Annotated in this window: 11 protein-coding genes, 2 tRNA genes, 3 rRNA genes and 1 other annotated feature; all 16 genes read left to right on the top strand. The window is 43.3% G+C overall.

The window, feature by feature from the left end; all coding sequences use genetic code 11:
• The first annotated feature begins 382 nt into the window (after positions 1–382).
• The 16 genes from LHV68_10110 to tuf all read left to right on the top strand — a co-directional run bounded on the left by LHV68_10110 (position 383) and on the right by tuf (position 24,069).
• Complete coding sequence (locus LHV68_10110; protein ID MCB4792223.1) at positions 383–955, top strand: YfiR/HmsC family protein; 573 nt, start codon at positions 383–385, stop codon at positions 953–955.
• 69 nt (positions 956–1,024) lie between these two features.
• Positions 1,025–3,001: a TonB-dependent receptor gene (locus tag LHV68_10105; GenBank protein ID MCB4792222.1), complete on the top strand. Its 1,977-nt coding sequence runs from the start codon at positions 1,025–1,027 to the stop codon at positions 2,999–3,001.
• 452 nt (positions 3,002–3,453) lie between these two features.
• A 16S ribosomal RNA gene (locus LHV68_10100) occupies positions 3,454–4,981 on the top strand.
• Between the two features lie 428 nt (positions 4,982–5,409).
• Positions 5,410–5,483, top strand: a tRNA-Ile gene (locus LHV68_10095).
• A gap of 88 nt (positions 5,484–5,571) precedes the next feature.
• Positions 5,572–5,647 (top strand) — tRNA-Ala (locus LHV68_10090).
• Between the two features lie 229 nt (positions 5,648–5,876).
• Positions 5,877–8,813: ribosomal RNA gene (locus LHV68_10085) — 23S ribosomal RNA — on the top strand.
• A 189-nt stretch (positions 8,814–9,002) separates the two neighbouring features.
• Positions 9,003–9,119: ribosomal RNA gene (gene rrf, locus LHV68_10080) — 5S ribosomal RNA — on the top strand.
• The 16S, 23S and 5S rRNA genes sit together here with 2 tRNA genes alongside, the layout of an rRNA operon.
• Positions 9,120–9,147: 28 nt before the next feature.
• A complete protein-coding gene (locus LHV68_10075; GenBank protein ID MCB4792221.1) occupies positions 9,148–9,936 on the top strand; it encodes a hypothetical protein in 789 nt (262 codons plus the stop codon).
• A 1-nt stretch (position 9,937) separates the two neighbouring features.
• Positions 9,938–10,090, top strand: a sequence feature (ribosomal protein L10 leader region).
• Between the two features lie 117 nt (positions 10,091–10,207).
• A complete protein-coding gene (gene rplJ, locus LHV68_10070) occupies positions 10,208–10,732 on the top strand; it encodes a 50S ribosomal protein L10 (GenBank protein ID MCB4792220.1) in 525 nt (174 codons plus the stop codon).
• A gap of 107 nt (positions 10,733–10,839) precedes the next feature.
• Complete coding sequence (rplL, locus tag LHV68_10065; protein MCB4792219.1) at positions 10,840–11,229, top strand: 50S ribosomal protein L7/L12; 390 nt, start codon at positions 10,840–10,842, stop codon at positions 11,227–11,229.
• 218 nt (positions 11,230–11,447) lie between these two features.
• On the top strand, positions 11,448–15,242 hold the full coding sequence (rpoB, locus tag LHV68_10060) for a DNA-directed RNA polymerase subunit beta (GenBank protein MCB4792218.1): 3,795 nt from the start codon (positions 11,448–11,450) through the stop codon (positions 15,240–15,242).
• 83 nt (positions 15,243–15,325) lie between these two features.
• On the top strand, positions 15,326–19,462 hold the full coding sequence (gene rpoC / locus LHV68_10055; GenBank protein ID MCB4792217.1) for a DNA-directed RNA polymerase subunit beta': 4,137 nt from the start codon (positions 15,326–15,328) through the stop codon (positions 19,460–19,462).
• 111 nt (positions 19,463–19,573) lie between these two features.
• On the top strand, positions 19,574–19,975 hold the full coding sequence (gene rpsL / locus LHV68_10050) for a 30S ribosomal protein S12 (protein MCB4792216.1): 402 nt from the start codon (positions 19,574–19,576) through the stop codon (positions 19,973–19,975).
• 110 nt (positions 19,976–20,085) lie between these two features.
• Entirely contained in the window at positions 20,086–20,562 is a 477-nt protein-coding gene (gene rpsG / locus LHV68_10045) for a 30S ribosomal protein S7 (protein ID MCB4792215.1), read from the top strand.
• Positions 20,563–20,663: 101 nt separating this feature from the next.
• Complete coding sequence (gene fusA / locus LHV68_10040) at positions 20,664–22,772, top strand: elongation factor G (GenBank protein ID MCB4792214.1); 2,109 nt, start codon at positions 20,664–20,666, stop codon at positions 22,770–22,772.
• Between the two features lie 91 nt (positions 22,773–22,863).
• A complete protein-coding gene (tuf, locus tag LHV68_10035; protein MCB4792213.1) occupies positions 22,864–24,069 on the top strand; it encodes an elongation factor Tu in 1,206 nt (401 codons plus the stop codon).
• Positions 24,070–24,131 lie beyond the last annotated feature (62 nt).

The raw sequence follows: 24,131 nt of genomic DNA, 5'->3' as shown, positions 1-24,131 counted from the left end.
CGTTTTAAATCCATGTCGGCTGCTCTTAGGGGGAATCCTTCCCCCTAAAACCCCCCTGTTATTTCATTATACTTCCAAACCCTTCGGTGTGTCCACTAAATCGGGGAAGGGCATACCTAAAATTTATAATTTGTATACTCCTTGACAAGTAAAATATTAATTTAGTAAAATTTAACATACAAATTAAGTGTCATACCCGCGAAAGCGGGTATCCGGAGATTAAAACTTTTGTCTATATGGATTCCTGCTGGAGTTTACCCTCGAATGTCCTAATCGGGGGCAGGAATGACAGAAAATGTTATTTCAAATCCAAAAAGTAAGTCTGCTATCCAATTTGGACAGACATGATAATTTGAGTAAATTAATACAGAATATTTGAAAAATGAGAACAAAATTTCTGTCAAATTTATTTCTTTTCTGTTTAATTCATATCAATGTATTGAATGCCACTTTTTTACCCTACAAGATACAGGCAACCCTAATATTAAAAATCCTAAACTATGACCAGAATATCACAAGAAATGCCGTAGACAATGTCATTACAATAGGCATAGTCTATGAAAACAATCGCAAATGGGTGGAAAGCTCAAAAAACCTTCTTATTGAACTTTTAGCATTAAAGGATAAAAAGCTGATTAACAACGGAGTTAATTTCTGCCTGTTATCTTATGAATCATTTAATCAACCGGAAATTATAAAAGCAAAAAAAATAAGCGTACTGTATCTAAATATAGAAACATCGGAAAATATAGTCAAAGTAACAGAGTTTGCAAAAAAATCGGGCATGCTTACTATCTTTGGACAAGATTCTTATGAAAAAATGAAAAACGGTATTTCTATCGGGCTTATGCTTGAAAATGAAAAACCTCTTATAATCTTAAACAATGAATCAGCTGTTAAAGAAGGAAGCGATTTCTCAAAAGATTTTTTGACTCTTGTAAAATCATATAAATAAATCAAGTAAAGGTATGTCATAAAAAGGCAGTCGGCAGTTTAAAAATAAAATTTTTTATAGGAGGCTGTAATGAAAAAAATTGTAACGGCTAAAATGTTTTTGCTGGGCACAATCCTTCTTCTACCTGTTGACTCGTTTTCTGATTTCTCCGATTTGTCGCTTGAAGAGATCCTTAATACTAAAGTCACAACTGCCGCCCGGGTAAAAGAACAAAAACTCAGTGAAGTGCCGGCGTCAATTCATGTTGTCACTGCTGAAGACATTAAACGTTCCGGTGCAACAAACCTGCCGGATGCCTTAAGGACTGTAGTTGGGATTCATGTAATGAATATAAGCCCGGCCCAGATGGAAGTCGGCGTACGCGGATTTAGCAAAATACCTTCGAATAAGATAAAACTTTTAATAGACGGTTTCCCGTTTACTTTATGTTTTTACGATATGTTGAAATTTAACATATTGCCGATAAATTTAGACGAGATAGAACGTATAGAAATAATGAGCGGAGCTGGCTCTGTTTCATACGGGAGTGGTGCACTTTTAGGGGTAATAAATATAATCACAAAGAATCCAAAAGATACAAAAGGCAGTTCTTTATTTTTGGCTGGAGGTGAAAAGAATACTTTCTTGGGAAGCTACAGCTTCGGCAATTCTGGTTTTAGCGACAAATTAAACTACCGCGTAAGTGCGGGCAGAACTGAATTCGGCGAATGGGGGGACATCTGCGGCCCATATGCGGATGAAGTGGCTTACCAATTGTGGAAATTCAATACATCTATGGAGTATTCGCTAAAGGAAAATTCAACATTGAGTTTGACTGCAGGTTATATATCAGGTATTGATGAATTAACTTCAAGGACTTCTGGTATAGGAGATATTCCCAGTGAAACGTGTTACGATGCCGGGTTCACTTTTAAATCGAAACATATAAAAGCATCTGTTTTTCAGCGAGATTTTGAAGCCTCTGAGTGGAGAACCCTTAAAATGAAAAAATCACTTAACACGCCTGATAAACCTTACCACTATTTAACAAATGACATAAAAACGAATTCAGAACTTGAATATTTTACTGATATATCCAATGACTCCATACTTGTAGGTGCCGGACATATGGACCAGACAATAGATACAAATGTTTTACTGCCTCCATGCAAATACAAAAATTACTTAGACAGTATTTGGGCAGAAAATACCTATAAATTCAGCAATAATTTAATATTTAACTTAGGCTATCGCAATGACAACCATTCCGATTATGGCAGTATTAATTCTCAGAAAGCCGCTTTTATAGTGCCGGTAAAAGAACAATCTTTCCGTTTAACTTATGGTACATCTATGAGATACCCGGATTTTACTGAAGCGTATTTCGGCCCGGATTATTCCGGGTATAATACAACTTTTGTAAGAGCTGTAGGGCTAAAACCAGAAACAGCAACCACATATGAAATCGGGTATATAGGAAATCTTGGCAAAATTAATATAGCATCGAACGTTTTTTATACACAAGTAAAAGATTTTATCGGTTTCAGATATGTTACTCTTTCTCCGGCTGTAGGCGGGAAAACCCGTTCAGGCAGAGCTTATAATCTTGGCGATGGGGATGAGAGCGGTGCAGATATAGAATTAAAATGCCCGTTTACGTCATGGGCTTTTGGCAGGGTTAATTACACCTATATGGACGCTAAGAGAAACAGCACTGATGTTCCTCCTGAATATGTTACTGCAACACCTAAGAATATAGCCAACGCTGAATTATCTACGGAATTTAAAAACGGTATTTCTGCTAACCTACAGGCGAGCTATGTTGATTATGCTGATTTTGTAGTTCTGCAAAGCTGGGATAATATAGCCGCAAATGAAGTAGGCGGGATGGCTGATCCTTATTGCATAGTCAATGCCAGAATCGCATATACGTTTGTACTGTGGAAAAACACTACAGAGGTGGCATTATCGGGATTTAATATCTTAAATAAAGAACATAATGAGTATCCGGTTAGAAATGCTTTGGTTGCAAGAAGGGTAACAGCTTCCATAGCGTATAAATTTTAAAGTTTTTTAAATAAAAATAGTTAAAATTATTTTTTTATACCCCCTTGACATCTTTTTCATTGTTTGTTATAATTAACATACATAAAATATATAAGGAGGGAGGCAAATTATTTTATCTCGGGAAATCCCGAGGGAAGTAAGCCTACCTAGAGATAGTTTTTTCACTACTCACTTTGTACCTCCTGTTTTACTCAACTTAATAATTTAGAATATTTTTTGCAAGTACTTGACAAAGTTTTTGTACTTTGCTATTATTTTGGTTCGCAAAAATACAAAACAAAGTGCTACGTAGTTTTTTTACGCTTTATAAAATAAGTAGCCTTTAAATAGTAATACTGTTCTTTGAAAACTTAATTGATGTGCAGATAAATGCCCCTGAGAAATCAGGTATAAAATTTAGAGCTAAACAATTTGGTGTAAATTTGGTGAAAATTCACCATTCGATTTTTTAATCAATGGAGAGTTTGATCCTGGCTCAGAGTAAACGCTGGCGGCGTGCTTAACACATGCAAGTCGAACGAGATTCTACAGAACACCGTAGAGTCTAGTGGCAGACGGGTGAGTAACACGTGGGAAACCTACCTTAGAGAGGGGGATAACCCGCCGAAAGGCGAGCTAATACCCCATAAGACCACAGTAAGACATCTTACAGAGGTCAAAGTTATATAGCAATATATAATACTTTTTGATGGTCCTGCGTCCTATCAGCTAGTTGGTGAGGTAACGGCTCACCAAGGCTATGACGGGTAGCCGGCCTTAAAGGGTGTACGGCCACAATGGAACTGCGACACGGTCCATACTCCTACGGGAGGCAGCAGTGGGGAATTTTGGACAATGGGCGAAAGCCTGATCCAGCAACGCCGCGTGAAGGATGAAGGTCTTCGGATTGTAAACTTCTTTTAGAGGGAACGAATAAATTGACGGTACTCTCAGAAAAAGCCACGGCTAACTACGTGCCAGCAGCCGCGGTAATACGTAGGTGGCAAGCGTTACTCGGATTTACTAGGCGTAAAGCGTGTGTAGGTGGTTGAATAAGTCTGTGGTGAAATCTCTCGGCTCAACCGGGATGGGTCCACAGAAACTATTCGGCTTGAGTGTGGGAGGGGTGGACGGAATTCCTGGTGTAGCGGTGAAATGCGTAGATATCAGGAGGAACACCGATGGCGAAAGCGGTCCACTGGCCCAATACTGACACTGAAACACGAAAGCTAGGGGAGCAAACAGGATTAGATACCCTGGTAGTCCTAGCTGTAAACGATGTTCACTAGATGTGGGAGGTATCGACCCCTTCCGCGTCGACGCTAACGCATTAAGTGAACCGCCTGGGGAGTACGGCCGCAAGGTTGAAACTCAAAGGAATTGACGGGGGCCCGCACAAGCGGTGGAGTATGTGGTTTAATTCGACGCAACGCGAAGAACCTTACCTGGGCTTGAACAGCTGGTTGTAAAATCTGGAAACAGAAATGACCCGCAAGGGAGCCAGTAGAGGTGCTGCATGGCTGTCGTCAGCTCGTGTCGTGAGATGTTGGGTTAAGTCCCGCAACGAGCGCAACCCTCATTCTATGTTACCTAGCAATAGGCACTCTTAGGAAACTGCCGGTGATAAACCGGAGGAAGGTGGGGATGACGTCAAGTCATCATGGCCTTTATGTCCAGGGCTACACACGTACTACAATGGCCGGTACAGAGGGCAGCCAACCCGTAAGGGGGAGCAAATCTCAAAAAACCGGCCCCAGTTCAGATTGTGGGCTGCAATTCGCCCACATGAAGTCGGAATCGCTAGTAATCGCAGATCAGCAGGCTGCGGTGAATACGTTCCCGGGCCTTGTACACACCGCCCGTCACACCACGAAAGTAGGTTGTAACAGAAGTCGCTGTGCTAACCCGCAAGGGACGCAGGCGCCCAAGTTATGGTTTATGATTGGGGTGAAGTCGTAACAAGGTAGCCATACGAGAACGTGTGGCTGGATCACCTCCTTTCTAAGGAGTAGTCCTTCCCGCTAACGCGGGATTGGATTAGGTCGGTTCTAAGTTATACCCCCTTCGCTAAAGTTTTTGGTGGGCTTGCCCACCGAAGCCTTGGCGAAGGTGGGGGCATTTATCTGCAAAGTCAATTAAGTTTGAAAAGTTTCTACAGCATGATTATAAAGGGAGGGAGGCCGTTGTAAACGGCCTACCTTGGAAGCCAAAAAGTCAAGTCCAAACGTACCTCCTGTTTTAAATCAATAATTTAATATTCGATAAAAAATTAAACTTTGCTACATCCGATAAAAAATCGAAAAGCAAAGGCTGGAGAATTTTTCGCTGTAATTTAAATGTTCTTTTAAATCGATAGCACTGGTATTTAGCAAATAATATCCAGATAAATAACAGTATTATAGCACCGCTGACCTTTTGCTAATATATGAGGGCTCATAGCTCAGTTAGTTAGAGCGCACCCCTGATAAGGGTGAGGTCCGTGGTGCAAGTCCACGTGAGCCCATTGACTTCAGTATCGAGTTATGAGTAATGAGTTTTGAGTAAAGTCCTTACTCACAACTCAAGACTCAGAACTCATAACTGTAGTAAATGGGGATATAGCTCAGCTGGGAGAGCGTCCGGTTTGCAACCGGAAGGTCGCGAGTTCAAATCTCGCTATCTCCACCAATAACACAAGTTCAGAGTTTATAGTGCGGAGTTCGTAGTAACTACGAACTACTAATTAATAACTCCGAACTGATTTATTAATGAATATATAGTTTTAACATATATATAGAGGAATAGAGTAGTAGAAGATCCTTGACAACTTAATAGTGGGAAAATTTAAGTCTTCACAAAACACAATTAGCAATACCAATGTAACAAGATGTACTTAGTAAGTGCCATTAAATAATATGGCCAAGCTACTAAGGGCGCATAGTGGATGCCTTGGTCGAGACTGCTGAAGAAGGACGTGGTAAGCTGCGATAAGCGTCGGGGAGGTGCAAACAACCTTTGATCCGGCGATCTCCGAATGGGGAAACCCTTATCCGTGATAAACGGGTAAATCTCCTGATGTAATGTCAGGAGAAAATAACCCAGGGAAGTGAAACATCTCAGTACCTGGAGGAAATGAAATCAAAAGAGATTCCGAGAGTAGTGGCGAGCGAAATCGGAACAGCCCAAACCAGTGTGCTTGCATACTGGGGTTGTAGGACCGCGTAAGTAGAGTTACCAATCATAGCGTTAGTTGAACAGCCCTGGAACGGCTGACCAAAGAAGGTGATAGTCCTGTAGACAAAAATGCTTATGACTCGAAGCGGTATCCTGAGTACCATCGGCCACGTGAAATCCGGTGGGAATCTGGGGAGACCACTCTCCAAGGCTAAATACATGTCTCGGACCGATAGTGAACTAGTACCGTGAGGGAAAGGCGAAAAGAACCCCTGGCGGGGAGTGAAATAGAACCTGAAACTGTGTGCCTACAAGCAGTACGAGCCCTATGCTTTAGGAGCAATCCTAAAGAAGGGGTGAGTGCGTGCCTGTTGAAGAATGATCCGGCGAGTTACTTAACGGATGCAAGGTTAACTGCGCTGTTAATGCAGTGCGGGAAGCCGTAGCGAAAGCAAGTCCGAATAGGGCGTTTAGTATCCGTTAGTAGACCCGAAGCCAAGTGATCCACCCCAGAACAGAGTGAACCCCGAGTAAAATCGGGGGGAGGCTCGAAGCTTTAACCGTTGAAAAGGTTCTGCATGATTTTGGGGTAGGGGTGAAAGGTCAAACTAACTTGGTGATAGCTGGTTCTCCTCGAAATAGCTTTAGGGCTAGCCTGGTAATTTAAGAGTGAGAGGTAGAGCACTGGATAATGTAGGGGTTGTAACCCAACTTCCGAAGTTAACCAAACTCCGAATGCTCATTTGTACATTACTGGAGTCAGTTCGTGAGGGATAAGCTTCACGTGCAAAAGGGAAACAGCCCAGACCGCCGTCTTAGGTCCTGAAATTCAAGCTAAGTGGTAAAGGATGTGGAGTTACTCAGACAGCTAGGAGGTTGGCTTAGAAGCAGCCATTCCTTTAAAGAGTGCGTAACAGCTCACTAGTCAAGTAATTCTGCGCCGAAAATACCCGGGGCTCAAGCTTGATACCGAAGTCGCGGATTTGAGTCTGCTCAGGCGGATTCAAGTGGTAGAGGAGCGTTCCCATCGCATTGAAGGCATATCGGAAGAAGTGCTGGAGCGATGGGAAGTGAGGATGTCGGAATAAGTAGCGATAAACAAGGTGAAAATCCTTGTCGCCGAAAACCTAAGGTTTCCTTGAGTAAAGTTCGTCTGCTCAGGGTCAGTCGGTCCTAAGGCCAGGCCGAAAGGCGTAGCCGATGGATATCAGGTTAATATTCCTGAACTACTTTTAGTGCGTTAAATGCCGTCAGTGACGCTTATTAGGAGGTTATCCTACGATTGGAAGTGTAGGTAGAAGCTGCCGCAAGGCAGAAGCTGGACTTCGCAGCAATGCGAGGGAACTAACTGTATGGTGAGCCAAGAAAAACCTGATGGCCTGTGCTAAGAGTATCCGTACCGTAATCGGACACACGTGGGTGGGGTGAAAATCCTAAGGCGCGCGAGTTAACTCTCGTTTAGGAACTAGGCAAAATTGCCCCGTAACTTCGGAAGAAGGGGTACTCCGATGGCCGCAAGGCTTGTCGGAGTCGCAGTGAATGGGCTCTCGTGACTGTTTAACAAAAACACAGGACTCTGCTTAAATCGTAAGATGATGTATAGGGTCTGACGCCTGCCCGGTGCTGGAAGGTCAAGGGGAGAAGTTAGTCTGCCGCAAGGCAGGCAAAGCCTCGAACTCAAGCCCCAGTAAACGGCGGCCGTAACTATAACGGTCCTAAGGTAGCGAAATTCCTTGTCGGGTAAGTTCCGACCTGCACGAATGGCGTAACAAAGAGAGCGCTGTCTCAACGAGAGACTCGGCGAAATTGTGGTATCCGTGAAGACGCGGATTTCCCGCGGTTAGACGAAAAGACCCCGTGGAGCTTTACTGTAACTTAACTTTGACTTACGGAATTTGATGCGTAGGATAGGTGGGACCCTTTGAAGTCTCGGTTTTGGCCGGGATGGAGGGGACGTTGAAATACCACCCTTCTGATTTTGTGATTCTAACTTCCATGCCTATACCGGCTGGAAAGACAGAGTTAGGCGGGCAGTTTAACTGGGGCGGTTGCCTCCCAAAAAGTAACGGAGGCGTTCAAAGGCACCTTCAGGGCCAATAGAAATGGCCTCGAGAGCGCAAGTGCATAAGGGTGCTCGACTGTAAGACTGACAAGTCGATCAGGTGTGAAAGCAGGAACTAGTGATCCGGCGGTGTTGTGTGGAATTGCCGTCGCTCAACGGATAAAAGCTACCCCGGGGATAACAGGCTTATTTCATCCAAGAGTCCATATCGACGATGAAGTTTGGCACCTCGATGTCGGCTCATCCCATCCTGGGGCTGTAGCAGGTCCCAAGGGTTTGGCTGTTCGCCAATTAAAGGGGTACGTGAGCTGGGTTCAGTACGTCGTGAGACAGTACGGTCTCTATCTACCGTGGGCGTTAGGAAACTTGAGGGGAGCTGTCCTTAGTACGAGAGGACCGGGATGGACGAACCTCTGGTGTGCCGGTTGTCCTGCCAAGGGCATGGCCGGGTAGCCAAGTTCGGTATTGATAAACTCTGAAAGCATCTAAGAGTGAAGCAAACCCCAAGATTAGGTTTCCCAATAGGTCTCCAGAAGACTACTGGTTTGATAGGCGGGAGGTGGAAGGATAGCGATATCTGCAGCCAACCCGTACTAATAGACCGATTGGCTTGGCCATATTTTTTAATGTCATTTAAAGAAAGTTGTGGCTCAGTGATTACTTAGGTTTAACCCACTATTAAGTTGTGTATAAAATATATTAGGGATGAGTGAAAAGGTGCAAGGGGTAAGTAAGATTCTTTTCTTACACCCTACCCCTTACACCTTATCCCTGATGAAGTATCATAATATTTCAGTTTTTTGATTGCTTGGTGGTTATTCCGGCAGGGCAACACCCGTTCCCATTCCGAACACGGAAGTTAAGACTGCCAGGGCCGATGGTATTGATACCGCAGGGTTTCGTGAGAGTAGGTCGCTGCCAGGCATTCTAAAAACTGAAAATAGGGGATAAAATGAAAATAATAAGGCTGCTGTTTATTTCATTTTTTTTATGTAACACTTGTTCTTTGATTTATGGTTCGGAGATAATATTTCCGGCATCTCAGATCGAAAAAGGGAAAGGTTCTATTAACCTGTTCTATTCAAATTCGGAAGAAAAAATGAATTTCCGGATAAGTAACAGGGATGAAATAAAAGTTAACGGGAACAGCTATTTTAGCGATGTTAACAATGACCTTGAAAGTAAAGGAAAAAGCAATTCTCTGGCCTTGAAGTTGATAGTTAACCCACAAGACAGCCTGTATTACTGGGTTAAGATAGGTGTAGGGTCCTATGACCTTGATATACCATCGGTTACGGTCAAGAACAACCTTACCGGACGGGACCTAGGCTGGATAGCAGGATTTGGCATCCATTCAAATCTATTTCCGGATACTATAGTAACTTCAGCTCTGGCTTTTGATTTTGGAGTGAACTACAGCTCGTATAAATTGGATTCGTTCAGTGCAGGAGGCGCCAACCCTGTGCTTATATCCGATACATTGAGTTTGACGGAAATACAGATAGCGATATTGATGAGCAAGAAGTACAAGAAATTTGAACCATACGGCGGTTTGAAAGTTTTTAGGATTTATTCAACACTTCAAGATAACACGACATTGGGAAAAACGACCGGCGTTAAAGATAATGTTGGTTTGTTTTTAGGTACCAGGATAAAAGTGTACAGCAAAGAATCTCTGGTTTTGGAAGGCTCTTTTATAGGGCAAACAGCTTTAAATATCGGCTGGAATCTGGAATTCTAGTACAAAAATATATACAGAGTCAAAGACAGTAAGAGCGTAACAGCTTAATCGAGAAATTGCAAATTTGCAATATTATCGTCTTACCGAGACAGAAGAAGAATAAATAATTTATTATTTGCTTCTCTTATCGGGAGAAGCATTTTTTTGTTGATAATTTATTGCAAATTGCAAAATGAAAAGTTAAGAAAAATGCTTTTATTAATAAAAAATAACCTTAATTTTTAATTTTGCAATTTTAAATTTGCATTGTCTTTAAGGGAGCGTGATATATATGGCACGGAAGGAAAAAGAAATTTTAGTTAAGGACCTTGGCGAAAAATTCAAGAACAATAACGGAATAGTCTTAACTGAGTATCAGGGGCTAAATGTGCTTGAAATCAATGAACTAAGAAATAAGCTAAGGCCGGCTAAATGCGATTATAAAGTAGTTAAAAATACTCTGACCAAGAAAGCCTTAAAAGACCTGGGGTTAGAAGAATTCTCTAATTTATTTATTGGCCCTACAGCCATAGCAATAGAGAGAGGTGACCCGGTAGAGGCAACAAAAGTATTAGTTAATTTCAGTAAAGACCACAAAAACCTGAAGTTAAAAGCAGGTATGCTGGGCAATAAGATACTTACTCCTGAACAAATAAAATCTCTGGCTAATCTTCCTTCCAGGCTTGCTTTGCTTGCTCAGGTGATCGGTACGATCCAGTCGCCTATTTCAGGGCTTGTTAATGCTTTAAACGGAGTTATTCTTAATTTAGTAAATGTGTTAGACCAAATAAAAAAACAGAAAGAGGAAAATAAATAATTATAGCGTAGAGCGGATAGCGTAGAGCGGATAGGAAAAACAAAGTCAAAGACGTTGAATTTCTATACGCTAAACGCTGAACGCTATACGCTAATACGGAGGATGAAATGAGTGGAAATGGAAAAGATGCATTAATCGAATCAATTGCTTCGATGTCGGTGTTGGAACTTTCAGAGCTGGTAAAGGCTCTTGAAGAAAAATTCGGAGTCAAAGCTTCTGCTCCTATGGCTATGGCAGCAATGCCGGTAGTTGGTGCAGCGGCAGGTGCCGCTGTTGCCGAAGAAAAAACCGATTTCACGGTTGTTTTGGCAAGTGCCGGAGCTAACAAGATACCGGTCATTAAAGTAGTCAGAGAAATCACAGGCCTGGGCTTAAAAGAAGCAAAGGATTTGGTTGACGGAGCTCCAAAACCCGTTAAGGAAAATGTCCCGAAAGCACAAGCTGAAGAGCTCAAGAAAAAGCTTACGGATATAGGAGCAACTGTAGAGTTAAAGTGATTCGCCTAAGGCGAATCATTCCCGCATTTAGTAAGCGGGAATTCATGAGAATAAAAATGGATCCCCGATAAAAACATTCGGGGATGACGTTGGTTAAATAAAACAGATGTAGTCACTTTGACTTTTTATTGAAAAATAAGTATAATTCTGTTTTGCACTTTTGTAAATATTTTAGGCAAATACCTAAATTTATAAAATATTAGGGGTTAAAAGACAATATGAAAAAAGAAAATTTCGGCAAGATTATAGCTCCTATTGAACCACCTTCGTTACTTCAGATGCAAAAGGAGTCCTTTAGGGAGTTTTTGCAGAAAGATGTACCGAACGAAAAAAGAAAACCCCACGGCTTGCAAGGTGCGTTCAAGGATGTATTTCCCATACAAAATTCCGACGGCAGTTTAACTATGGAGTTCGTATCCTACTCCATAGGCGAATCAAAATATTCTATAGAAGAATCAATAGTGCGCGATGCTACTTATTCAGCGCCGCTCAAGGTAGTTTTGCGGCTTACCCAGAAACAGGAAAGCGGAAAAGAAAAGGAATTAGCCGAACAGGAAGTCTTTTTTGGAGATATGCCCTTAATGACGGACAACGCCAGTTTCGTGATAAACGGCGCAGAACGCGTAGTGGTGAGCCAGATACACCGTTCTCCAGGGGTTATTTTTGAGGAAGATGAGGAAAAAAGAGTTACGGCATACGGTAAACCCTTGTTTTTCGCAAGGATGATCCCTTATAGAGGCGCCTGGGTGGAATTTGAGTTTGACCAGAACAACCTGCTTTATGTCAGGATCGACAGAAAAAGAAAGATCCTTGCAACTACATTTTTAAAAGCCCTGGGTTTTGAGTCAGACAATGACATCCTGGAGATATTCCATGACCCGGAAGAAATAGTGTTAGAAGAACTCGGTGCCCAGACTTTGAACGGGCGTTATTGTGCAGTTGATATCATCGATAAGTCTACGGGCGAAGTAATGCTTGAAGCAGGAAAAGAAATTAAAGACGAAGTCCTGGAAGCTTTAAAGAAAAAAGGCATTAAGACCATATCAGTTCATAGAGACCCGACCATCCTTTTAACCCTCAAAAAAGATTCGGTAAAAACAAAAAAAGAAGCCATAAGCCTTATATATAAAATACTGAAGACACAGGAATTCATTATACAGGAACGCGCTGAAGGTTTTCTGGATGAATTATTGTTCAAGTCCACAAGGCGTTATGACCTCTCAAGGGTCGGCAGGTATAAGATCGCAAAAAAACTCGGGCACATCATCTCGACTTTAGAAAAAATGAAAAAGTTTGATTTTTCTACACCTTCCGAATATAAACGTACATTGACTAAAGAGGATATAATAGCTACGATAAAATACCTTTTAATGATACATAACGGCATAGGCGAATTTCAGCACGGCGAAGAGAAAATCAAAGTGCAGGTTGATGACATAGACCATCTTGGGAACAGAAGGGTGCGCTCGGTAGGCGAACTTCTGGAAAATCAGGTAAGGATAGGGCTTGTTCAGATGACGCGGCTTGTAAGGGAACACATGAACATGCAGGACCGCTCGACCATTACTCCAAGAGGCCTTATAAATATTACGCCTTTTGTTGCCCAAGTAAGAAAATTTTTTGGCACATCGCAGTTATCCCAGTTCATGGATCAGACAAATGCCTTAGCCGAGTTAACCCATAAGAGGCGATTAAGCGCTTTAGGGCCGGGCGGGCTTCACCGTAAAAGAGCGGGTTTTGAAGTAAGGGATGTGCATTATACTCATTACGGAAGAATATGCCCTATTGAAACGCCCGAAGGCCCGAATATAGGACTCATAACTTCTCTTGCCACCTTTGCCCGCATAAACGAATACGGGCTCATAGAATCCCCTTATAGAAAAGTAGAAAATTCAAAAATTACTGACAATATCGAATATATGACCGCTAACAAGGAGGATGAATATATAGTTGCACAAGCAAATTCCCCTATAGACAAGAACGGACGTTTTATGACCGACCTTGTCTCGGCTAGATATTTCGACGACTTCCCTATAGTCCCTCCGAGCAAAATCGATTATATGGATATTTCACCTATGCAGGTCATATCAATATCTGCTGCTCTGATACCGTTCTTAGAACATGATGATGCGAACAGGGCGCTTATGGGGTCAAACATGCAGAGACAGGCTGTTCCCCTGTTATGGTCCGAAGCTCCCCTTGTTGCAACAGGTATAGAAGATATCGTGGCAAAAGATTCAGGCGTAGTTGTCCTGACAAAGCGTGCAGGCGAAGTTTTGAGTGTTTCTGCCGATGAAATATGCATCTGGGGCGAAGACGGCGAGCCCGGTATAGATGTTTACAACTTAAGAAAATATGCCCGTTCAAACCAGGATACATGCATCAACCAGACGCCTATAGTCGTGGCGGGCCAGAAAGTAAAAAAGAGAGAAGTTATAGCTGACGGGCCCTGCACAGCTGATGGACAGCTTGCTCTAGGAAAGAATATCTTGGTGGCTTTCATGCCGTGGGACGGATATAATTTTGAAGACGCCATCCTTCTTTCAGAAAGGCTCTTAAGAGACGATACATTCACATCGATTCATATAAAAGAGTTCCAGACCGAGTCGCGCGAGGCAAAAGGAAGGCCGGAAGAGATCACCAGGGACATCCCAAATGTCGGAGCGGACGACCTTTTAAACCTTGACGAAGAAGGTGTTATAAGAATAGGCGCCATGGTCAACCGCGGAGATATCCTGGTTGGGAAAACCGCACCCAAGGGCGAACAGCAGTCAACTCCGGAAGAAAGGTTACTGCGAGTCCTCTTCGGCAAAAAGGCTGAGGATGTTCAGGATGCGTCACTGCGTGTCCCGCCGGGAGTTTCAGGAAAAGTGATCGGGATAAGGACTTTTGTAAGGCGCGAAAAGATCACCGAAAAAGAACTCAAGAAGAAACAGGAAGATATAGAGTTAGATTTTAAAACAGCCCTTGATAAGGTAAGGAAAGAAAAGAAGGAAAGGCTGTCCGAGGCAAAAGGCGAAGAAAAGAAAAAGCTGGAAGCGTATTACCTTAAGAGGGAAGAGCTGCTAAAAGAAGCAAGGGCGAAAGAAAAAGAAAGGATCAAAAAAGGAGATGAGCTTTCGGTTGCGGTCAATAAAGTCGTAAAAGTTTATATAGCGACAAAAAACAAAGTGCAGGTTGGAGATAAACTTGCAGGAAGGCACGGGAATAAAGGAGTTGTTGCAAGGATTCTTCCTATCGAAGATATGCCAAGGATGCCCGACGGCACTCCCGTTGACTGTGTCCTGTCTCCCTTATCTATACCTTCCCGTATGAATGTCGGCCAGCTTCTTGAAACAATGCTTGGCTGGGCGGCAAATGTGCTTAATGTGCAGATGATAACCCCGGTATTTGACGGGGCAAAGGAAGAACAGATAAAAGAATGCCTTCAAAGAGCAAGAAAAAAACTGGTTGAAGAAAAGAGAAAAGAACTTATTGACAGAGGAGTTACCGGCCCTGAGCTTGAGAAATTCCTCTTTAAATATGAAGAAGAATATCTCCCGGGCGATGATTGCAGCATAAGGCTTTATGACGGCAGGACCGGAGAACCCTTTTTAGAAAAAGTCACTATAGGTTACATGTATATACTAAAACTTGTGCATCTTGTCGAAGAGAAGATACATGCCCGTTCGACAGGCCCTTACTCCTTGATAACCAGGCAGCCTTTAGGCGGCAAAGCACAGTTCGGAGGCCAGCGTTTTGGCGAAATGGAAGTTTGGGCTATAGAAGGTTATGGCGCGGCCTACACGTTACAGGAATTTTTGACCGTAAAGTCAGATGATGTGAACGGCAGGATAAAAATGTATGATGCGATCGTAAAGGGCGAAATGATATCTGAGCCCGGGATACCTGAGTCTTTTAAGGTTTTGGTTCATGAACTCCGTGCTCTGGGGCTCAATGTCGAACTTATGAGCGAAAAGAAAGTCGAGAAGGACGATAAGAAGAAAGAAAAAAAAGTAACAGCTAAGAAATAAGCGATAAGCTGTAAGTTGTAAGAAAAAGATTTTGAATTTTCTTATAGCTTAAAACTTACAGCTTATAACTAAGGATATAAATAATGGCAAAATTTGATTTTAGTGTTCCAGGAAAAAAGAAACATATAGATGAATTAGATTTTTCCAATTTTGATGCTATACGCTTGACTATCGCAAGCCCGCTGCAGATAAAAGCCTGGTCTTACGGCGAGGTAAAAAAACCAGAAACCATCAATTACCGCACGTTCAAGCCCGAGAGAGACGGCCTTTTCTGCGACAGGATATTCGGCCCTACCAAAGACTGGGAATGTCATTGCGGCAAATATAAATATATAAAGCACAAAGGCCAGGTCTGTGACCGCTGCGGTGTGGAAGTCACTGAATCTAAAGTAAGGCGTGAGCGGTTCGGGCATCTTGACCTTGCAGTGCCTATCGCGCACCTCTGGTTCCTAAGAAAACCGCCTTCAAGGATAGGCATAATTCTAAATATGAAGATGTCTGACCTTGAGCGCGTTATCTATTATACGCGTTACCTGGTTCTGGAAGAGTTAAAGGATTCAAACGGTAAGTCAGTATTAAAAGAGACACAGCTCCTTTCCGAAGAAGAATACCAGAAATACAGGTTGGAGTTTAAAGATAAATTGAAAGTCGATATCGGAGCTGGCGGTATAAGAAAACTGCTTGAAAAAGTTGACCTTGCGTCCGAAACAAAGAAACTTCATGAAGAGATAAAGAAAACAAAGTCGGATGCCGAGAGGGCGCGCCTTATAAGAAGGTTAAGGTTGATAGAAGGCTTTTTAACCTCGAATACAAGGCCCGAATGGATGATCTTGACCGTTCTTCCAGTAATTCCGCCGGACCTTAGGCCTTTAGTAGCTTTAGAAGGCGGCCGTTTCGCGACATCTGATCTTAACGACCTCTATCGCCGCATCATAAACCGCAATAACCGCCTGCGCCATATAGAGCAGTTGAAAGCACCGGCTGTGATGATAAATAACGAGAAAAGGCTCCTGCAGGAAGCTGTTGACGCCCTTATAGATAACGAATCGCGCTCAAGGCCGGTAACCGGCGCAGCAAACAGGCCATTAAAATCCTTGTCTGATACTTTAAAAGGAAAGCAGGGCAGGTTCCGCCAGAATTTACTCGGTAAAAGAGTGGATTATTCCGGCAGGAGCGTTGTTGTCGTAGGACCAAACCTTAAACTCCATCAGTGCGGACTGCCGAAAGAAATGGCTTTGGAGCTTTTTAAACCTTTTATTATAAGAGAGCTCATAAAAGAGAAAAAAGTGACTTTAAAGACGGCAAGAAAGATGCTCGAAAGAGGTTCGACCGGAGTATGGAATATTCTGGAAAGAGTTACAAAAAACCATCCCATAATGTTGAACCGCGCACCTACTCTTCACAGGCTTGGCATACAGGCTTTTGAACCGGTTTTGATAGAAGGCAAATCCATACAGCTTCACCCTCTTACCTGCGCGGCTTTTAATGCGGACTTTGACGGTGACCAGATGGCGGTTCACGTCCCGATATCTACCGAAGCACAAATTGAGGCAAGGGTTTTGATGCTTGCTTCAAACAACATACTTTCGCCTGCTTCAGGGAGGCCTATCGCTACACCCAGCCAGGACATGGTGCTTGGCAGCTGCTATTTGACGAAAGAAAAACAGGGTGTTTCCGGAGACGGCAAGATATTGTCCTGCCCGGAAGAAGTCATTACTGCGTACCAGAACAAGAAAATAGACCTGCATGCAAGGATAAAAGTCGGCGGGATAAATGTTATAAGAGAGCCGAACTTAAAGGAAGATGAAGCGAAAGACGTAAATAAATGGAAAGACTATACTACGGTCGGAAGGGTCCTGTTCAATGAACATTTGCCTAAAGAATTAGGTTATATAAATAAAGTAGTAGGCAAGAAAGAGCTGGCAAACCTCGTTGAAAGGTGTTACAAGGAGCTCGGCCACTATAGGACGGTCGTATTGCTTGATGAATTGAAAAAGGTGGGGTTTAAATACGCCACCTTGGCTGGTATTTCTATATCCATCAATGAAATGAAGGTCCCTCCCTTAAAAGAGAAACTTGTAAAAGAAGCACAGGGGCAGATAAAGGAAATCGCAAGGCAGGCCAAACAGGGCTTGATAACTGAAAGCGAAAGATATAACAAAATCATAGATATCTGGACGCATGTTACGGATAAAGTTGCGGATATCATGTTCGATGAAATGAAAAAAGACGAGTTCGTTCCGTACAAAGAAGGAACTAACAGGTTTAATTCGATATTCATAATGGCGGATTCAGGCGCCAGAGGGTCTCGCCAGCAGGTAAGGCAGCTTGCAGGCATGCGCGGGCTTATGGCAAAACCTCAGAAGAAACTTACCGGAGGTGTCGGTGAGATCATTGAATCCCCGGTCATTTCAAATTTCAGGGAAGGCTTGACCGTGCTTGAATATTTTATTTCGACTCACGGCGGAAGAAAAGGCCTTGCAGACACAGCTTTAAAAACCGCAGATGCCGGTTATTTGACCAGGCGGCTGATCGATGTGTCCCACGACGTAGTAGTTACGATCGATGACTGCAAAACAATAAACGGCGTAAGGGTAGGTACTTTACAGAGCGGCGATGAAGTAATAGAACGTATAGAAGAAAGGATAGTAGGGCGGGTCGCACTTGATAACGTTGTCGGTATTTTAACTAACAAAGAAGGGGAACTCCACGAAGAGACGATAGTGAAGAGAGGAGAAATTATTACCTCCGACATGGCTAAGAAGATCGCTCAGACTGGAATAGAGAGAATAGGCATAAGAAGCGTTTTAACCTGCGAAGCCGAAGTGGGCGTCTGTTCAAAGTGTTATGGTTTAAATCCTGCTACGGGACGGCTTGTTGAAAAGGGCGAAGCCGTAGGCATTATCGCGGCCCAGTCGATCGGGGAACCGGGCACGCAGTTGACCCTAAGGACATTCCATATCGGCGGCACCGCATCAAGAGTTGTTAAACGTTCAGAAATATATGCGGAATTTGATGGAGAAGTCGACTACCATAATTTCAAGGTAATAAAGAACAGGGAAAAACAGTTGATAGTCGTAAGCAGGAATGCTGAGTTAATAATTAATGAGAAAGGGACAAATAAAAAAGAGGGTTTTCAGCTTCCTTACGGAGCCAGGGTTAAATATGAGCCCGTTTCTGATGCAAAGAAAGGCGACCTTCTGGCAGCCTGGGACCCGCATTCAAAACCGATCATATCCGAACTTGAAGGAAAGATCGAACTAAAAGACGTCAAAGAAGGCGTTACTTTACATAAAGAAAAATCCAAGATAACGGGCCAGATAGAAAGGGTCATCATAGAGCATCCGGCGGAGAAACTCAGGCCCAGGATCGTTATCAAGAAACAGGGTAAGCAGGTAGTTGCATACCCTCTGCCTCTTGATACCAACCTTGTAGTTGACGACGGAGACGAGATAATGGCCGGCGATATCTTAGCCAAGATCCCTCAGGAAGTTACCAAGACGAAGGACATCACAGGAGGCCTTCCGAGGGTCGCAGAATTATTTGAAGGCCGTAAACCTAAGAATGCGGCTGTAATATCTGAAATTGACGGTGTTGTGCATTTGGGCGAGCCCACAACCAGGGGCAGTTTTAAGGTGACTGTGACAAATGAGGACACAAAGATTACAAGGGATTATATAATACCTGCGGGAAGGCATCTCGTAGTTTATGAAGGAGACGGGGTAGGAGTAGGTGAGCCTTTATCTGATGGAGCCGTTAACCCGCATGATATTTTAAGGGTGCAGGGCCCTAAAGAAGTTCAGGAACACCTGGTTAATGAAATCCAGCAGGTTTACCGGCTTCAAGGTGTTACGATAAATGATAAACATATCGAGATAATAGTAAGACAGATGCTTTCAAATGTAAGGATAATAACTTCCGGGGACAGCTCTTTCTTGAACGGAGAGATAATATCGAAGTATAGGTATGAAAAAGAAAGAAGAGGTGTCAAGAAAGACAGCGGTAAAGCTCCAGCGGCACAACCGGTCCTTTTAGGAATTACAAAAGCATCCTTGTCCAGTGATTCATTCATTTCAGCTGCGTCGTTTCAGGAAACAACGAGGGTCTTGACTGAAGCAGCAGTTACCGGACAAATAGACAATCTAAGAGGTCTCAAAGAGAACGTTTCCATAGGGCACCTTATACCTGCGGGAACAGGGCTGAATGTTGTTGATAAATAAAAATGCAAATTGCAAATTGAAAAGTGCAAAATGCAAAATAAAGACAAAAGACGGTTTAAAAAAAACATTAATTTTAATTTGCATTTTGCAATCCGAACGAAGTGAGGTAATATGCCAACAATAAATCAATTAATCAAGATCGGAAGGACAAAGGACACAAGAAAGACAAAGTGTCCGGCATTAAAAGGATGCCCGCAAAGGCGCGGTGTTTGTACAAGAGTATATACGACAACGCCGAAGAAGCCGAACTCAGCGCTTCGCAAGGTCGCAAGAGTAAAACTTACTTCAGGCTATGAGGTTACGGCATATATCCCGGGCGTAGGCCACAACCTGCAGGAGCATTCAATTGTAATGATAAGAGGCGGAAGAGTAAAAGACCTTCCCGGTGTCCGTTACCATATCCTTCGAGGCAAACTTGATGCCACGGGTGTTGACGGCAGGAAACAGGGAAGATCAAAATACGGTGCGAAAAAGCCAAAAGCAGGTGCAGCGCCTTCAGCACCGGCAGCATAAAACAGCGTAGAGCGGATAGCGTAGAGCGGATAGTAAAGTCAAAACAATTAAGATTTTGGTTTTCCTATACGCTATACGCTGAACGCTGAACGCTAGAAAAAGAGGTAGAAATGCGTAAAAAACTTAAACCTAAAGAACATCGGGTGTTGACACAGGGAGATTATAAATATAACTCCTTATTGATTGCAAGGCTGATAAATAAGCTCAATTTTTGTGGCAAAAAAAATACAGCTGAAAGGATCATATATACTGCTTTTGACATAATCAAGGAAAAGACAAAAGAAAATCCTCTGGAAGTTTTCAACAGGGCTATGGAAAATGTAAGGCCTCTTTTGGAAGTACGGCCCCGCAGGGTAGGCGGTGCAACATACCAGGTCCCGATGGAAGTGGATAAAATCAGGTCAACTTCTCTTGCGATGCGCTGGTTAACGACTTTTGCAAGCGAACGCAAAGGCAAGCCCATGGCAGAAAAACTCGCTATGGAACTTATCGAGGCGAGCAGGAATGAAGGCCCGGCGATAAAGAAAAGGGCGGACACGCATAAGATGGCAGAGGCAAATAAAGCCTTTGCTCATTATAGATGGTAATTTTTAGCGTAGAGCGTATAGCGCATAGCGTATAGGAAAAGCAAGATTTTGAAGTTACTATCCGCTAAATGCTGAACGCTATCCGCTATGAGGTAAAAAGGATGCCAACAGCACAAATGGAAAAAGAAACAGAGATAAGAAAATATACATTAGATAAAATCAGAAATATAGGCATAATAGCCCATATAGATGCCGGGAAAACTACGACTACGGAGCGGATACTTTATTATACCGGGCGTATCTACAAAATGGGTGAGGTCCATGAAGGCACCACTACCATGGACTGGATGGAACAGGAACGGGAAAGAGGCATCACAATTACCGCTGCAGCAACTTATGCCGAATGGAAAGACTGCCAGATAAATATAATTGATACTCCCGGTCATGTGGATTTTACCGCAGAAGTTGAACGTAGTTTAAGGGTCCTTGACGGAGCTATCGTAGTATTTGATTCGGTCAGCGGAGTTGAGCCTCAGTCAGAAACAGTGTGGCGGCAGGCTGACAGGTACGGAGTTCCGCGGCTTGCTTTTGCGAATAAGATGGACCGCACAGGGGCAAACTATCCCCAGTTAATAAAACAGATAAAGAAACGGCTTGGTTCACAGCCGTTACCCATACATATACCTATCGGGGCAGAGGATACATTTAAAGGTATTATAGATCTGGTTGAAATGAAAACATATATCTGGGAAGGTTCAGGCATGGATATAAAATACAGCGTTTCAGATACTATACCTGAAGATTATCAGAAGTCTGCTCTCCATCACCACGATAAATTACTGGAACACCTGTCAGATATAAATGAAAGTATAATGAAAAATTATGTCGAAGGAAACCCCGTAGATGTAGCCACAATAAAAGAATCCATCAGGAAAGGTACTCTTGAAAATAAATTCGTCCCGGTGCTTTGCGGTTCTGCATTTAAGAATATAGCTATACAACCGCTGTTAGATGCTGTCTGCGATTATCTGCCGTCCCCTCTTGAAGTAAAAGAGATCGTTGGCATTGACCCTGAAACTGAAAAAGAAATAACAAGAAAAGCAAGCGATGACGACCCTTTCTGTGCTCTGGCATTTAAGATACAGACCGACCCGTTTGTGGGTAAAGTCACGTATTTCAGAGTCTATTCAGGGACCCTCGAATGCGGTTCTTATGTACATAATTCACGAAAGGGCAAGAAAGAAAGAATATCCAGGATCCTTCATATGCATGCAGACAAACGCGAAGAGATAAAAAAGGTCTTTGCAGGCGACATAGCTGCGGCTGTTGGGCTCAAGTTGACAACGACAGGAGAGACTCTTTGTGATGAGGATCATCCGATAGCGCTTGAAACAATGCATTTCCCTGAACCGGTCATATTCGTGGCTATAGAGCCAAAATCAAAAGCCGACGAAGAAAAACTGGGGGTTGCTTTAGGCAGGCTTGTAGAAGAAGACCCGACATTCCGTGTAAAAACCGATGAAGAGACCAGCCAGACTATTATTTCCGGTATGGGTGAGCTTCATTTAGAAATTATAGTTGACCGCCTTAAAAGAGAGTTCAGCGTTGACGCAAATGTAGGAAGGCCCCAGGTCGCATACAGAGAGACAATAAAGAAATCAGCCGAGGTGCAGGGCAAGTATATCAGGCAGACAGGCGGACGCGGCCAGTACGGAGATGTGTGGCTGAAAGTTGAGCCTAACGAACACGGAAAAGGTTTTGAATTTATCAATAAGATAGTCGGCGGCTCTATACCGAGAGAATACATACCTGCGGTTGAGAAAGGCGTAAAAGAAGCTATGAGCTCAGGTGTATTGGCAGGTTATCCTGTAGTAGATGTTAAGGTAACTCTTTTTGACGGTTCGTATCATGAAGTTGATTCATCTGAAATGGCATTTAAGATAGCAGGATCAATGGCTTTTAAGGAAGGCACAAAAAGAGCTGACCCGATGATTCTGGAGCCTATCATGAAAATAGAAATAATAGTTCCTGAAGAATACATGGGGGATGCTATCGGAGATTTGAATTCACGCCGCGGCAAAATCAAGGGGATGGAATTAAAAAACAAAGTTCAGCATATAAAAGGGCTTGTTCCTCTTTCAGAGATGTTCGGGTATTCTACTTCTATCCGTTCATTGACTCAAGGCAGAGGAAATTACAACATGGAACCTTCGCACTACGAAGAGGTTCCAAAACAGATAGCTGATAAAATATTAGACAGGAAAACATAATATAGACTGCAGACGACAGACTTCAGACAACAGACCTAAAAAGTCTGTAGTCAGTAGTCTGAAGTCTCTAGTCTGACTTTGGAGGTTTAGTATGGCAAAAGCAAAATTTGACAGGACGAAACCGCATGTAAACATTGGGACGATCGGACACGTAGACCACGGCAAAACTACGTTGACAGCAGCGATAACAAAGGTATTGGAAAGCAAGGGGCTGGCAAGCTATATAAGTTATGATCAGGTAGCAAAGGCGAGCGAATCGCAGGGCCGGCGGGACGACACGAAGATCTTGACGATAGCGGTAAGCCATGTTGAATATTCATCGGAAAAGAGGCATTATGCACATATAGATTGCCCCGGCCATGCGGACTACGTAAAGAACATGATAACCGGAGCTGCGCAGATGGACGGAGCGATACTTGTGGTAAGTGCGGTAGACGGGCCTATGCCGCAGACGAGGGAACATATACTGTTAGCCAGGCAGGTTAACGTGCCGCACATAGTAGTATTTTTGAACAAGGTAGATGCAGTAGATGACAAGGACCTGTTGGACCTGGTGGAGATGGAAGTAAGGGAACTTTTAACGAAGTACCAGTTTGCTGGCGATAAGATACCCGTAATAAGAGGCAGCGCAATAAAGGCCTTGCAGGGAGATAAGTCGGAAATAGGCGAAGGCGCGATACTGAAGCTAATCCAGGCATGTGATGATACTATACCGTTACCGGAGAGAGTTATAGACAAACCGTTTTTGATGAGCGTAGAAGACGTGTTCACGATAACCGGACGCGGAACAGTGGCTACCGGAAGAGTGGAACGCGGCAAAGTAAAGGTAGGCGACGCAGTAGAGATCATAGGAATACAGGAGACCAGGAAATCAGTGGCTACGGGGCTTGAAATGTTCAGGAAACTGCTGGATGAATCACAGGCAGGAGACAATATAGGGATGTTACTGCGCGGGATAGATAAGGAACAGGTGGAACGCGGGCAGGTAATAGCAGCGCCCGGTACAATAAAGCCGCACAAGAAGTTCAAAAGCCAGGTGTATGTGCTTACGAAAGAGGAAGGCGGAAGGCATACGCCGTTTTTCAAGAATTACAGGCCGCAGTTTTATTTCAGGACAACGGACGTTACAGGTATATGCCAGTTACCGGCCGGAGTAGAGATGGTAATGCCCGGAGACAACGTGGCGATGGATATAGAGCTCATAACGCCTATAGCTATGGAAACACAGCTCAGGTTTGCAATACGTGAGGGCGGACACACTGTAGGCTCAGGTGTAGTAACGGAAATAGTTGAATAAAAATAATGCGAGTCGTGAGCCGTGAGTCTTGTGTCTAATAAACACACTGCTCAAAACTCAAG

The sequence above is a fragment of the Candidatus Liberimonas magnetica genome, assembly GCA_020523885.1.
Classification (GTDB): Bacteria; Elusimicrobiota; Endomicrobiia; order Endomicrobiales; family JAFGIL01; genus Liberimonas; species Liberimonas magnetica.
Note: the sequence above shows the minus strand (reverse complement) of the source record. Positions and strands in the feature narration are given on the sequence as shown.

Bases quoted from the DNA above. Each gene is read 5' to 3' on its own strand.
- LHV68_10110 (MCB4792223.1), top strand. From the start codon at position 383: ATGAGAACAAAATTTCTGTCAAATTTATTTCTTTTCTGTTTAATTCAT.
- LHV68_10105 (MCB4792222.1), top strand. From the start codon at position 1,025: ATGAAAAAAATTGTAACGGCTAAAATGTTTTTGCTGGGCACAATCCTT.
- LHV68_10075 (MCB4792221.1), top strand. From the start codon at position 9,148: ATGAAAATAATAAGGCTGCTGTTTATTTCATTTTTTTTATGTAACACT.
- rplJ (MCB4792220.1), top strand. From the start codon at position 10,208: ATGGCACGGAAGGAAAAAGAAATTTTAGTTAAGGACCTTGGCGAAAAA.
- rplL (MCB4792219.1), top strand. From the start codon at position 10,840: ATGAGTGGAAATGGAAAAGATGCATTAATCGAATCAATTGCTTCGATG.
- rpoB (MCB4792218.1), top strand. From the start codon at position 11,448: ATGAAAAAAGAAAATTTCGGCAAGATTATAGCTCCTATTGAACCACCT.
- rpoC (MCB4792217.1), top strand. From the start codon at position 15,326: ATGGCAAAATTTGATTTTAGTGTTCCAGGAAAAAAGAAACATATAGAT.
- rpsL (MCB4792216.1), top strand. From the start codon at position 19,574: ATGCCAACAATAAATCAATTAATCAAGATCGGAAGGACAAAGGACACA.
- rpsG (MCB4792215.1), top strand. From the start codon at position 20,086: ATGCGTAAAAAACTTAAACCTAAAGAACATCGGGTGTTGACACAGGGA.
- fusA (MCB4792214.1), top strand. From the start codon at position 20,664: ATGCCAACAGCACAAATGGAAAAAGAAACAGAGATAAGAAAATATACA.
- tuf (MCB4792213.1), top strand. From the start codon at position 22,864: ATGGCAAAAGCAAAATTTGACAGGACGAAACCGCATGTAAACATTGGG.